The sequence below is a fragment of the Agreia sp. PsM10 genome (genome assembly GCF_030433855.1).
In the GTDB taxonomy this organism is placed as follows: Bacteria; Actinomycetota; Actinomycetes; order Actinomycetales; family Microbacteriaceae; genus Agreia.
In genome coordinates this window covers 54,810-66,896 of record NZ_JARUXC010000012.1, presented here as the reverse complement: position 1 = coordinate 66,896, position 12,087 = coordinate 54,810, and the positions used below count along the sequence as shown (strand labels likewise).

General features: G+C 67.2%; 13 protein-coding genes. 5 read left to right on the top strand and 8 right to left on the bottom strand.

Annotated elements, in window-relative coordinates:
• Positions 1-9: 9 nt before the first annotated feature.
• On the bottom strand, positions 10-1,410 hold the full coding sequence (locus QCD70_RS14510) for an MFS transporter (RefSeq protein WP_301217484.1): 1,401 nt from the start codon (positions 1,408-1,410) through the stop codon (positions 10-12).
• Positions 1,411-1,580: 170 nt separating this feature from the next.
• On the opposite strand from QCD70_RS14510, the gene QCD70_RS14505 reads away from it, so the two are divergent.
• Positions 1,581-2,324 carry a FadR/GntR family transcriptional regulator gene (locus QCD70_RS14505; protein ID WP_055930369.1) on the top strand — a complete coding sequence of 248 codons (744 nt, stop codon included), beginning with the start codon at positions 1,581-1,583 and terminating at the stop codon, positions 2,322-2,324.
• Positions 2,324-3,796, top strand: coding sequence for a cardiolipin synthase (gene cls, locus QCD70_RS14500; RefSeq protein ID WP_301217482.1), 1,473 nt, complete (start codon positions 2,324-2,326; stop codon positions 3,794-3,796). Before QCD70_RS14505 ends, cls begins: the two co-directional genes overlap by 1 nt.
• A 28-nt stretch (positions 3,797-3,824) precedes the next feature.
• Here the strand turns inward: cls and hutH are convergent, their stop codons facing one another.
• A complete protein-coding gene (gene hutH, locus QCD70_RS14495) occupies positions 3,825-5,396 on the bottom strand; it encodes a histidine ammonia-lyase (RefSeq protein ID WP_301217480.1) in 1,572 nt (523 codons plus the stop codon).
• Between the two features lie 79 nt (positions 5,397-5,475).
• Between hutH and QCD70_RS14490 the strand changes: the two genes are divergently transcribed.
• Positions 5,476-6,258, top strand: coding sequence for an IclR family transcriptional regulator (locus tag QCD70_RS14490; RefSeq protein WP_301217478.1), 783 nt, complete (start codon positions 5,476-5,478; stop codon positions 6,256-6,258).
• Between the two features lie 15 nt (positions 6,259-6,273).
• Here QCD70_RS14490 and QCD70_RS14485 read toward each other — a convergent pair whose 3' ends face one another.
• Positions 6,274-6,840, bottom strand: coding sequence for a TetR/AcrR family transcriptional regulator (locus tag QCD70_RS14485; RefSeq protein ID WP_301217476.1), 567 nt, complete (start codon positions 6,838-6,840; stop codon positions 6,274-6,276).
• A gap of 92 nt (positions 6,841-6,932) precedes the next feature.
• On the opposite strand from QCD70_RS14485, the gene QCD70_RS14480 reads away from it, so the two are divergent.
• Positions 6,933-8,069, top strand: a complete 1,137-nt coding sequence (locus tag QCD70_RS14480; protein WP_301217474.1) for a zinc-binding alcohol dehydrogenase family protein — start codon at positions 6,933-6,935, stop codon at positions 8,067-8,069.
• A gap of 11 nt (positions 8,070-8,080) precedes the next feature.
• Here the strand turns inward: QCD70_RS14480 and QCD70_RS14475 are convergent, their stop codons facing one another.
• The 3 genes from QCD70_RS14475 to QCD70_RS14465 all read right to left on the bottom strand — a co-directional run bounded on the left by QCD70_RS14475 (position 8,081) and on the right by QCD70_RS14465 (position 10,099).
• A complete protein-coding gene (locus QCD70_RS14475) occupies positions 8,081-9,019 on the bottom strand; it encodes a 5'-3' exonuclease (RefSeq protein ID WP_301217575.1) in 939 nt (312 codons plus the stop codon).
• Between the two features lie 53 nt (positions 9,020-9,072).
• A complete protein-coding gene (locus QCD70_RS14470) occupies positions 9,073-9,603 on the bottom strand; it encodes a hypothetical protein (RefSeq protein WP_301217472.1) in 531 nt (176 codons plus the stop codon).
• A 124-nt stretch (positions 9,604-9,727) separates the two neighbouring features.
• Positions 9,728-10,099, bottom strand: coding sequence for a YybH family protein (locus QCD70_RS14465; protein WP_301217470.1), 372 nt, complete (start codon positions 10,097-10,099; stop codon positions 9,728-9,730).
• 187 nt (positions 10,100-10,286) lie between these two features.
• Between QCD70_RS14465 and QCD70_RS14460 the strand changes: the two genes are divergently transcribed.
• Complete coding sequence (locus QCD70_RS14460; protein ID WP_301217468.1) at positions 10,287-10,820, top strand: RNA polymerase sigma factor; 534 nt, start codon at positions 10,287-10,289, stop codon at positions 10,818-10,820.
• Here the strand turns inward: QCD70_RS14460 and QCD70_RS14455 are convergent.
• The gene (locus QCD70_RS14455) at positions 10,817-11,419 is read right to left on the bottom strand and encodes a TetR/AcrR family transcriptional regulator (protein WP_301217466.1); all 603 of its coding nucleotides are present in this window, start codon (positions 11,417-11,419) and stop codon (positions 10,817-10,819) included. The two genes, QCD70_RS14460 and QCD70_RS14455, sit on opposite strands and share 4 nt — an antisense overlap.
• Before the next feature lie 58 nt (positions 11,420-11,477).
• The gene (locus QCD70_RS14450) at positions 11,478-11,987 is read right to left on the bottom strand and encodes a septum formation family protein (protein ID WP_301217464.1); all 510 of its coding nucleotides are present in this window, start codon (positions 11,985-11,987) and stop codon (positions 11,478-11,480) included.
• Positions 11,988-12,087 lie beyond the last annotated feature (100 nt).

Here is a 12,087-nt window from a genome sequence, read left to right as displayed (position 1 = left end):
GGTCGGCGGTCAGTGGACGATCGCCGGTGCCTTCGCGTCGGGGTTGAAGGAACCGTCCTTCTTGCCCCGGTACGAGAGCACGACCATCAGCACTGCGGAGAGCAGCAGGAAGAAGCCCACGATCGCCATCGGCACGAAGTACTGGGGTTCTCCTGCGGAGTCCTTCGTGAGGTCGGCGACAGCACCCGTGATGTACGGTGCGCCGAATCCGGCGAGGTTTCCGACGGTGTTGATCAGGGCGACACCCGCCGCGGCGGCGACGCCGGTGAGGAACTGGGTAGGCAGTGTCCAGAAGTTCGGCAGCACGGCGAAGATGGCCATGGCGGTGATCGCGATGACGGCGATCGTGGCCACGGGCGACCCGGCGAACAGGGCGAGGGGAATCGTGAGGGCGCCGACGACCGCGGGGCCCGCGATGTGCCAGGTCTTCAGTCCGCGCTTCGAGACGTCCTTGGTCCACAGCCACAGTGCGATCGCGGCCGGAATGTAGGGGACGGCCGTGATGAGGCCCTTCTCGAAGACGTTGTACTCCGTGCCGTACAGCTCCTGGAAGCCGTTGATGATCGTCGGCAGGAAGAACGCCAGAGTGTAGAGGCCGTAGATGAAGCCGAAGTAGATGAACGCGAGAATCCAGACGCGACCGCTGGTGAAGGCCTGCATGAAACCACCGCGCTGCTTGCCGGCGGTGACCGCCTGCAACGACTCGGTCTTGGTCTTCTCTGCGGCGAGCTCCTCGGTGAGCCAGACCTGCTCCTCCTTGGTGAGCCACTTGGCGTCGCTGGGCTTGTCCTTGAGGTAGAACCAGGCGACGACACCGATGATGATGGCCGGCAGTCCGACTCCGAGGAACATGACGCGCCAGCCCTCGAGGCCGAACAGTCCGTGGGCTCCGATGAGCAGGCCGGCCAGCGGAGCTCCGATGACGGTGGTCAGGGGCTGAGCCAGGTAGAAGAGCGCGAGGATCTTGCCTCGGTGCCGCGCGGGCACCCACAGGCTGAGGAACAGAATGGCGCCGGGGAAGAATCCGGCCTCTGCCACACCGAGAACGAAGCGCAGGATGGCGAGCTGCTCGAAGTTGCCGACCCAGGTGAACAGAACCGCGACGATTCCCCAGGTGACCATGATGCGCGAGAGCCAGCGGCGTGCGCCGAAGCGGGCGAGCGCCAGGTTCGACGGGACCTCGAGAAGGATGTACCCGATGAAGAAGACGCCCGAGGCGAATCCGACCTGGGTGACGGTCAGGGCCAGATCGTCGTTCATGCCGTTCGGAGCGGCGAAACCGATGGCGGATCGGTCGAGGTAGTTGATGAAGAACATGAAGGCCACGAACGGAACGAGCCGCCACGCAACTTTCTTGATTGTCGATTTCTCGACGGCGGAGACGGCGCTCGCCGCGTTCGCGGTTGACATGAATAACTCCCTTGTTAACGCCAACGGGTTGAGCCATCGCAACGAGCAGCGACGGTCAAGTGGTAGCAACCGGTTGACCAATTTCACCAGAATAGCGCCACATGTCCGTTTTTGGCAACAAGCGCGGGCGTGGACGGCACCGCGTCAGACGTCGTTGCTAATCTGAGCGTGTGCCCGCCTTCCCCGATCGACCCGCGACCGACGAGATCAGCGCGGCCCTCAGCTCCGTGGCCAGCGGCACAGCCGTGTCCGCCGTCGCGAAACGCCTGCTCGACCTATTCATGGGCGGCGACATCGCGCCGGGAACCCGGCTGCCGCCGGAGCGTCAGCTCGCCACGGCCCTGGGAATAGGCCGCTCGGCGGTGCGCGAGGCCCTCGCCGCACTCGAGATCCTGGGCATCGTCGACGTGCGTCCCGGCAGCGGCACGTACCTCCGTGGAACAGCCTCCGAGCTGCTTCCCGAGACTCTGAGCTGGGGCCTCATGCTCGGCGAGCCACGCACCCGTGAACTGATCGAGGTTCGCGGCGCCCTCGAGGTCTTCGCCACAGAGCTCGCAGCGAGCCGCATGTCCGACGACGCGATGAAGCGGCTCAACCAGCACCTCACGGCCATGAAGGAGGCGGGCGACAACCGCACCCGCTTCATCGAGGCCGACCTCAAGTTCCACCTCGAGATCGCACGCGGCGTCGACAACTCGGTTCTCGTCACCCTGCTCCAGAGCATTCGATCGCTGCTTCGCATCTGGGTCGAACGCGGCCTGCACGACACGTCCGACGCCGAGCAGGCCTACGACGAGCACGTGGCGGTGCACGAGGCGCTGCTCTCCCGCGATCCCCAGGCCGCGGCAGACGCGATGCGAGCGCACATGGTGACCGCCACCGAGCGCCTGCTCAGAACGCTTCCGGCCGCCTGATGGCCCGCACGACCTGGCGCTCGATCCTCAAGATCTTCCCCATCGTCATCCTGGTGGTCGACATCCTCATCCGCATCGGCGCCGTCGTCACCGTGCCCCGCAACCGCCGGCCCAGCTCCGCCATGGCCTGGCTCCTCGCCATCTTCATCTCCCCCATCCCCGGCAGCCTTCTCTACGCACTGCTCGGCAGTTCTCGGCTGCCGAAAGACAGACGCGACAAGCAGCGCGAGGTCAACGCCTTCATCCTCGACGCGGCCGGTCCGTTCGACGGCGCCGAGACCACGACGGCCGAACCCGCCTGGTTCGGTTCGGTCGTGCACCTCAACCGCACCCTCGGCGCCATGCCTCTGATCGCGGGCAACACCGCCACCCTGCTGCCCGACTACGAGGCGTCGATCCAGGCGATGACCGACGCCGTCGCATCCGCAACCCTGTACGTGCACGTCGAGTTCTACATCCTGGGCCGCGACGACACCACCCGCGCATTCTTCGACGCGCTGAAGTCGGCCCACGAGCGGGGCGTCACCGTGCGCGTGCTCTACGACCACTGGGCCACCATGCGCAATCCGCGCGGTCGCTCGACACGCGCCTGGCTGCGGGAGAACGGCATCCCGTTCGAGGAGATGCTGCCGTTCCGTCCCTGGCAGGGAAACTGGCGTCGACCCGATCTGCGCAACCACCGCAAGATCGTCGTCGTCGACGGCCACATCGCGTTCACGGGGTCGCAGAACATGATCGACTCGAGCTACGACAAACAGGGAAACATCCGCCGCGGCCTGAAGTGGAAGGACCTGATGGTGCGGCTCGAAGGCCCGGCAGCCCTCGGTCTGGACGCGCTCTTCGTCACCGACTGGTACAGCGAGACGGGCGACATCGTCGAGACCGACGACACGCGTGCCACCCCGTCGCAATCCCCCGACAGCATCGAGTGCCAGGTCGTTCCGAGCGGGCCGGGATTCGACGGCGAGAACAACCTGCGCCTCTTCAACGCGCTCGTCTACGGAGCCCAGGAACGCCTGATCATCGCGAGCCCGTACTTCGTGCCCGACGACTCCATGCTCTACGCCATCACGACGGCCGCCGAGCGGGGAGTCGACGTGCAGCTCTTCGCCTGCGCCGTCGCCGACCAGTACGTGGTCTACCACGCGCAGCGCTCGTACTACGAGACGCTTCTGCGCTCCGGCGTGCGCATCTTCCTCTACCAGGAGCCGACGGTGCTGCACTCGAAGCACTTCACGGTCGACGACGACGTGGCCGTCGTCGGGTCGAGCAACATGGACATGCGCTCGTTCAGCCTGAACTTCGAGGTGTCACTCATGGTGCGCAGCGCCGACTTCGTCGAACGTCTGCGCGCCATCGAAGACGGTTATCGCGAGCGGTCGCGCGAGATCACGCTCGAACAGTGGCTGGCACGCCCCGCGGTGGCGCAGGCGCTCGACACCGTCGCCCGTCTCACCGCCGCCGTACAGTAGCGGGCGCGCCGTCCCGGGCCGCGCCCGGTCAGTTCAGTCCGCCCAGCCGCTCGGCCGCGGCATCGCGCACGGCTCCCCGTCGAACGAGGGATGCGACGGCCTCGATCTCGGGCGAGAGAAACCGGTCGGGCCCCGGCCCGTCGATCTCGGCCCGCACAAGCTCGAGCACGGCGCTCGATCCATCGCCGGGCTCGAGCGGTGCGCGCAGGTCGAGCGCGCGGGCCGCCGTCATCACCTCGATCGCGATGACCCTGGTCAGCCCGTCGATGGCGGTGCGGAGCTTGCGGGCGCCGGCCCACCCCATCGACACGTGATCCTCCTGCATCGCCGAGGAGGGGATCGAATCGACCGATGAGGGAACCGCGAGCCGCTTCAGTTCCGACACGATCCCCGCGGCCGTGTACTGGGCGATCATGAGGCCGCTGTCGACTCCCGCGTCGTGAGCCAGGAACGCGGGGAGCCCGTGGTTGCGAGCCGGGTCGAGCATACGGTCGGTGCGTCGCTCCGACATGCTCGCGACGTCGGCCGCCACGATGGCGAGAAAATCGAGCACATAGGCCACGGGCGCACCGTGGAAGTTGCCGTTCGACTCGACACGCCCGTCGATCGTCACGACCGGGTTGTCGACCGCCGAGGCCAGCTCGCGGCCCGCGACCAGGGCGGCGTGGTCCACCGTGTCTCGAGCAGCGCCGTGCACCTGCGGCGCGCAGCGCAGCGAGTACGCGTCCTGCACCACCGTGTGGGTGGAGGGCTTGTGGCTCGCGACGATCGGTGACCCCGCGAGCATCGAGCGCAGGTTGGAGGCGGACAGTGCCTGGCCGTGCTGCGGCCGCAGCGCCTGCAGATCGGCGGCGAACACGGCATCGGTTCCGAGCAGGGCCTCGACGCTCATGCCGGCGGCGATGTCAGCGCTCGTCAGCAGCATCCGCAGGTCGTGAATGGCGAGACTCAGCTGGCCGAGCATGCCGTCGGTGCCGTTGATCAGGGCGAGCCCCTCCTTCTCTGCCAGCACCACGGCATCGATGCCCGCCGCCGCGAGCGCCTCCGCGGCCGGCATCACGACCCCGAAGGCGTCGCGCACCTCGCCCTCCCCCATCAGCGCGAGCGCGCAGTGCGCCAGAGGCGCCAGGTCGCCCGAGCAGCCGAGAGAGCCGTATTCGCGCACAATGGGCGTGATGCCCGCGTTGAGCATGGCGACGTAGCTGTCGACCGTCGACAGGCGGATGCCGGTGCGCCCGGTCAGCAGTGTCGAGATGCGCAGCAGCATCAGGCTGCGGATGACCTCGCGCTCGACCTCGGGCCCCGAGCCGGCCGCGTGGGATCGAACCAGGCTGCGCTGCAGCTGCGTGCGCTGCTCGCTCGCGATGAAGGTCGAGGCGAGGGCCCCGAAGCCGGTCGAGATTCCATAGTGCGGCGCGGGGTCCGCCGCGAGCGCCTCGACGACCGCTCGACTGTCCGCCACCGCGGCGCGAGCGTCGGCGTCGATCTCGACATGAGCGTCGTGACGCGCCACCGCGACCACGTCGTCGATATCGATGGGGCCGGTGCCGATACGCACGGGGGCCGAGATGCGGGAGGAGGTCGGAGTTGGCGCGGTCATGACACCCATTCGACCGCGGGCGAGCGGATGCCGGTGGTCCGGATGCGACGAAACCGTCTCGTATGCGAGACAGTTGAGTGTGTCCATCGAATCGGGAGCACCCGCCGCGAGCGCGGCGCTGCGCATCCTCAGCCATCTGGCAGCCCAGAGCCGGCCCGTGCCCGCCGCGACCCTGGCATCCGCTCTCTCGCTGCCCCGCTCGTCGGTCTACAAGCTGCTCGGGGTGCTCGTGGATGCCGGCTTCGTGCTGCATTTCGCCGACATCAGGCGGTACGGCCTCGGAATCGCGGCGTTCGAGCTCGGTTCCGGATTCGGCCGGCAGGAGCCGCTCTCCCGACTCGGCCACCCGGTTCTCGCCCTGCTCGTCGACCGCATCGTCGAGAGCGCGCATCTGGCCGTGATGCACGGCCGCGACGTGCTGTATCTCATCGAGGAACGGGCTCCTCGCAAGCAGGCGCTCGTCAGTGACGTGGGGGTGCGACTGCCCGCACACCTCACGGCCAGCGGCATCGCCATGCTCGCCGCGATGCCCGCCGCCCAGGTGCGCGCCCTGTTTCCCGACGCCGCTGCCTTCACACGGCGCGGCGAGGAGACCGGACCGGAGACGTACGGTCGACTCCGTCGCATCCTCACGGAGACCCGCACTCGAGGATTCGCGATCGAAGACCAGACGATCACGCCCGGGCTCGCCTCCATCGCGGTCGCGGTCATCGACCATGCGGGATGGCCCGCAGCGGCGATCGCGGTGACGTTCGAGCGCGAATCGCACGACGAGCCCAGCCGCGCACGACTGGTGGAGGAGACCCAGCGGCACGCCCGCGAGCTGTCGCGGCGCATCGGCGGAGTGTCTTCGCCTTACTGACCGCCGTCGCCCGGCCTACGACGAGGCGGTGCGCCGCATCCGATCGAAGGTGTCGCGGAGCAGCGCGGCGAGAGGCTCATCGGAAGGCGAGGCGAGCCAGCGACCGATCGAGACGCTGAACACGGTGGCCGTGAGGTGCGCCGCGAGCGTCGCGTCGACGGGGTCGACGCCGCGATGCTCGAAACCGGTGCGCAGCGCCTCGACCAGGGCGGCAGGCATGCGCAGTTGCCGTTCTCTCAGTCCGTCATCGGACTGGATGATCCGATGGCGGGCGATGTAGTAGCTCTTCTCCCGCGAGAACTGCGCCGCCGCGACTGCGTCGAATCCGTCGGCGACGATCTGCAGGGGGCCGAGCGACGCGGGAGCCTCGGCGATGATGCGCGCCGCCTGCTCCGGTACGGCGTGCTCCTCGGCGAAGAGGGCGTCGCGCTTGTCGGCGAAGTGCCGGAAAAAGGTGCGCGTCGACAGTCCGGCGCGTTCCGCAATCTGGGGAACCGTCGTGGCCTGGAATCCCTGCTCGACGAAGAGCTCGAACGCCGCACGTTCGAGCCGCCCACGCGCATTCGGTTGCCAACGAGCCATGAGGTCAGTCTAGTGATGACACGGCGTGCCATCACGTGTATTCTGATGTCACGCAATGCCATCACTTGTCGATCACGCAGAGGACGCCAGTCATGCCCACAAATTCCGCCGCCTATCTGGCCGCCCCCTACGCCGATCTGACCGTCGCCGAAGCTCCCTACACGTCTGCCGCTGCGGGTGAACTGGTGATCCGGGCACGCGCCGTCGCCGTGAACCCCCTCGACGAGATCAAGCAGTCCACCGGAAACGTGATGTACGGGTGGCTGCCCAGCCCTGCGGTCCTCGGCGAGGATGTCGCGGGTGAGGTCGTGGAGGTCGGCGCGGGCGTGTCGGGCTTCACGGCGGGCGACCGCGTCATCGGCTATGCGGTGGGCATGGAGAAGAATCGCAACCATGCCACCGAGGGCGCCTTCCAGCTGTTCACCGTCGTGCAGGCGCAGTTGACAGCGCGCATCCCCGATGAGCTGTCGTTCGAGAACGCCGTCGTTCTCCCCCTCGCCATCTCGACGGCTGCGTCCGCCCTGTTCCAGACCGACCAGCTCGGCCTCCGGCATCCCACGAGCGGCGCCGTTCCTGCAGACGCGGACGCAGACACCGACGCGGCGGAGTGGGTGATCGTCTGGGGAGGATCGACGAGCGTCGGAAGCAACGCCATCCAGCTCGCCGTCGCGGCCGGATACTCCGTGATCACGACGGCGTCGCCGATCAACCACGACCGGATGCGGGCGCTCGGGGCCCGGCATGTCGTCGACTACCGCAGCGGGTCGGCCGCGCACGAGGTGGTCGACCTCGTCGGCGGCCGCCCGGTGGCCGGCGTGTTCGCCGTCGGAACGGGCTCTGCCGAACCGGCTCTGTCGATCGCCATCGCGACCGGCGCGCGCCGGGTCAGCCTCGCCAGCCCGTCGGTGTCGATGAGCAGCCTCCCTCGCCGTCGCGCGCCGCTGGCGCTGGCACGCTTCGGGCTGCGGATGCTCGCGCGCACTGCGCCGCTGATGGTCCGCAGCCGCCTTCGGGGAATTCGCACCCGCTTCGTCTGGGGCAGCTCGTTGATGACGAACGAGGTCGGGCCCATGCTGTGGGGACGGTTCTTGCCCGAGGCGCTCGCCGAGGGCCGTTACGTGACCGCGCCGAGGTCAGAGGTCATCGGCACGGGCCTCGAGAGCATTCAGCCCGCTCTCGACGCACTTCGAGCCGGGGCGTCGGCGACGAAGTTCGTGGTCACGTTGTAACTTTCGGATCGTCAGGCGTAGCTGTCGAGGGCGGCCAACAGTCGGGTGACGGAACCACCCAGGTTCCAGTCCTTCGACAGCCTCTCGAGCTCGTCGCGTGCGTCGCCGCCCACGGGCGCGAGACGCGCGCCGGTCTTGGCCGGCGAGGGCAGGTCGAGGTCGCGCACCACGGTCACGACCGTGGGTGCCACGTCGAGGTAGTCGCCGGCCGCCACGATCTTCGACCGCACCGACGCGCTCAAGCCGCTGTCGGCATCCTGCGCGGCGTCGCGAATCGACTCGAGCGTGCCGTGCTCGGCGAGGAGCGTCGCGGCCGTCTTCTCGCCGATGCCCGCGACCCCGGGCAGCCCGTCCGAGGCGTCACCCCTGAGGGTCGCGTAGTCGACGTACTGGCTCGGCAGAACCTTGTACTTGCCCACGATCACCTCATCGGTGACGAGCTCGAGGTTCTTCATGCCGCGCGCCGTGTAGATCACTCGCACATCGTGCGCGTCGTCGACCAGCTGGAAGAGGTCGCGGTCGCCGGTCACGACATCGACGGCGGAGTTCGCGTGGGCGGCGTAGGCGCCGATCACGTCGTCGGCCTCGTGGTCCTCCGCGCCCACGATGGCGATCCCGGCAAGGTCGAGCACGTGGCGGATGAGCGGAATCTGGGCGACCAGCCCCTCGGGCACCTCTTCGATGTCATTGCCGCTCGACACCGTCTCGGCCACCCGCTGCGCCTTGTAGCTCGGAAGCAGATCGACCCGCCACTGCGGGCGCCAGTTGTCGTCCCAGCAGGCGATGAGCTGCGTGGCCTCGAACTCCGTCGTGAGCCGCGCGATCATGTCGAGCAGGCCGCGCACCGCGTTCACAGGCGTGCCGTCGTCTCGTTTGATGGCGTCAGGCACCCCGTAGAACGCGCGGAAGTAGAGCGAGGCGGTGTCGAGCAGCATCAATCGGTCGGCCATGATCGATCTTGACACGGCAGGCCGCGTTCGTGGTGTCGAGACCTCGGATGCGATCAGGCCGTCGCCTGCGTATCCCGCCGTCGCGTGATGACAACCACGAGCAAGAACGAGACGGCACCGAGAATCGTGCCGCCGAGCATCCCCAGAGAAGCGAGACCCGCGCGGTCGAGGTCGCTGTAGGAGGGGACGACCGCGTTGACGATGACGATTCCCTGCAGAAGCGGCGTGAGGATCGAGACCAGCACGCCGATGCACACCGAGAAGCGCGCGGCACGTCGAGCCACCACGGCGGCGACCACGCTCGCGATGAGGGCGACTCCAGCGCAGACGAACTGCACGACAGCGAACGCGTCGGTGTCTGTTTCGAGAGACGTGGCCCTTCCTCGTCCCCAGAGGTCGATGACGAAGGTGCCCCCGATGGCGGGAGCCACGACGAGGCCGAAGACGACGGCTCCGATCAATGCAATCACAGGCCACCCGACCCCGAGCAGGGCGATCGCACGGGTGTCCAGTTGATCGAGCGGCACCGTGGCCCTCGTCCTGCCGGAACGGCGACCCAGACGCCCGTCGATGCTACGCGGCATTCGAGGCCCCTCTCGCCCGTGGACACAGACCAGGCAGGAACGCTTCCGCCGTCAGAAGTCGAATCTATGCCCCGCAGCCTCTGACGCGCGTCCCTCCTGCTGGCGGGTCGCCGGGCGGGCCTGATCAGGCGGTACCGAACGGGTTGTCGATCACGAACTTCCAGCCGTCGGCACCACGACGGGCGACATCCGCAGTCGTTCCGGCCAGTTCTACCGGCGATCCATCCGGGCCCATTCCCGAAATGCTCCAGTCGACGATCACGAGGCCGATCTCGTTCGCCTCGAAAGCGTGGCGCACGGCCATTGAGATGGGCAGGCCAAGCGAGAGGAACTGCTCGAGAGCACCCTTCGCATGCTCGCCCTGGAGCGCGGCGCCCGGTGCCGGAACGAACACCTGGTCGGTCTCGGCGAGGGCGAGCATCGCATCGATGTCGGACGCGTTGAAGGCGTCGGCCCATGCGGGGTGCAGCTGGCTGAGTTCGGAGATGACGGTCATGGGTCTGCTTTCTCTTGATTATGCGCCTCGCGTCGAGACGCCCCAGAGAGAGACGGAGAACCGTGCGAGATGTGACGCACCTCGCCTCGCTCCATGCATCTCGAGATATTTTTGCGAATCGATGTCACAATCAACGGCGAACACCGTCTTAATGAGTGACACCGGCACTCGATCGAAGGGGACACCCATGGAGAGAAGCACCTACTCGCAGGCGCAGTCATCGCTGGCCTCGATGTTCACGGCCGAACCCCTTCGCCTGCGACGACGCAGCATCTCCCTCGGCGTCCATCCATCCGAGGCCGACGATGTCGCGCAGACGGTCGCGCTGCGCGCCTGGCATTCCGTGAACGGCGTCAGGGCAACCGAATATCGACCCATGTGCTCCTGGCTCGACACGATCGCCCGAAACACCGTGGTCGACGTCGTTCGCCAGCGCTCGCGACGCAGCGAGGTCGAGCTCGACGACGACGAGCCCTCCGCAGACGACATCGAGGTCGACACCGAGCTCAGAGATCGGCTTCGACGCACTCTCCAGGCGATCCAGAAGCTGCCGGAGACGCTCCGCGTTCCCCTGTTGATGAGTGCGATCGAGGGCACCTCTGCAGACGACATCGCTTCGGCGATGGGCATCAGCAGCGCAAACGTACGACAACGCATCTCGCGCGCCCGACGCGCCTTGGCCCAGGCATCCCAGGCCGTCGACGACGCCACGGCCCCTTAATCTCGGAGTACGGCCGCCACGACATCGACACACATGCGCTGGAGCCGCCCCGTCTCCTCACGTGTCGCCGACCGTCGCGCACGCACCAGAACGGCATCCACCGAGGCCACGATGTACTCGTATCGGTTGAGCCGCAGATTCACGAGTCCTGCCTCGGACGCGAAGTGGACGCGTGCAGCGATGCTCCACGCGAACTTCGACACGTGATCGCGATGGCGCGACCGCCCGAGCGAGTTCAGGGAGATCGGCACTGCACCTGTCGCGCTCACCCGTAGGTCCACCATGGCCCGAACCGCTTGGTGCAGAACGTCGAGCTCGGTGCCCATCGTCATCGCATCCGCATAGCGCTCGAACAACGACTCGAGTCGCTCACGATCGGCCTGCACAACAGCATCGACGAGGTCCGTCCTGTCGCTGAAGTACCGATAGATCGCGGCCTTGCTTCCGCCCGCGGCCTCGCTCGCTCCGTGCATCGTGAGACCGTCCACTCCATCGACCAGGAGGATCTCGCGCGCGGCGTCGATGCAGGCGGCCCGTCGTTCGAAAGCCCTCTTCTGCTGCGGAGGCGATAAGGCCGGCTGCGCGAGCAGATTCACCACGATCCTGTCTCCAGTCGACTGGAGAGAGAGTGAGCCTGGCGGAAAGAGGTCACGGCGATCAGGCTCCGATTCCGCGCAATGAACCGGTGACCTGGCCAGCCGGATCTCCCACGAGGCAGCTCACTATCCTGTCGCCGAGCTGCTCCCATGAGTCGGCGTTGGGCACGTAGTAGTTGTTCTCATACACGGATGACTCGTAGGCGACTCCGATGAACGTACCGAACTCGGCATTGCACTGTTCGTCGGCGAACGCGGCAATGGCCTCGTCTCCGGGAAAGTCCGTATCGGTCATGGTCACGTTCCTGTAGACCTCCCAGTCGTGCAGCTGGTCGCAGGGAACTGTCGGGACATCGGAGACCATCTCGGCGACGTCGTTGATGCAATCGCCCTCGCGAAGGGTGAAGACGCTGGTGTCGCCGGCCTCGGTGACAACGCCGGTCTCACCGTCGCGCGTGGCATTCTGCGGTACGAGGTCGGAGATCGCGCTGCAGCCGGTGAGGAGGGCAGCGGCCGACAGGGTGGCGGCCAGGCCGGTGATGAGCGTGCGGGTGAGGGGGGCCGAGGTCATGACGAGGCTGCTCTCTAGGATTCAGGTCATTGGGGACGTTAGGAAGACGTGCCCTGCCCTCTTTCGTGACGCCACTTTGTGAGGCGAAGTGAAGTTTTTT

Excerpts from the sequence above, each read along its gene's own strand:
- QCD70_RS14460 (WP_301217468.1), top strand. The coding sequence starts at position 10,287 with ATGGAGAGAAGCACCTACTCGCAGGCGCAGTCATCGCTGGCCTCGATG.
- QCD70_RS14470 (WP_301217472.1), bottom strand. The coding sequence starts at position 9,603 with ATGCCGCGTAGCATCGACGGGCGTCTGGGTCGCCGTTCCGGCAGGACG.
- cls (WP_301217482.1), top strand. The coding sequence starts at position 2,324 with ATGGCCCGCACGACCTGGCGCTCGATCCTCAAGATCTTCCCCATCGTC.
- hutH (WP_301217480.1), bottom strand. The coding sequence starts at position 5,396 with ATGACCGCGCCAACTCCGACCTCCTCCCGCATCTCGGCCCCCGTGCGT.
- QCD70_RS14450 (WP_301217464.1), bottom strand. The coding sequence starts at position 11,987 with ATGACCTCGGCCCCCCTCACCCGCACGCTCATCACCGGCCTGGCCGCC.
- QCD70_RS14475 (WP_301217575.1), bottom strand. The coding sequence starts at position 9,019 with ATGGCCGACCGATTGATGCTGCTCGACACCGCCTCGCTCTACTTCCGC.
- QCD70_RS14465 (WP_301217470.1), bottom strand. The coding sequence starts at position 10,099 with ATGACCGTCATCTCCGAACTCAGCCAGCTGCACCCCGCATGGGCCGAC.
- QCD70_RS14480 (WP_301217474.1), top strand. The coding sequence starts at position 6,933 with ATGCCCACAAATTCCGCCGCCTATCTGGCCGCCCCCTACGCCGATCTG.
- QCD70_RS14485 (WP_301217476.1), bottom strand. The coding sequence starts at position 6,840 with ATGGCTCGTTGGCAACCGAATGCGCGTGGGCGGCTCGAACGTGCGGCG.
- QCD70_RS14510 (WP_301217484.1), bottom strand. The coding sequence starts at position 1,410 with ATGTCAACCGCGAACGCGGCGAGCGCCGTCTCCGCCGTCGAGAAATCG.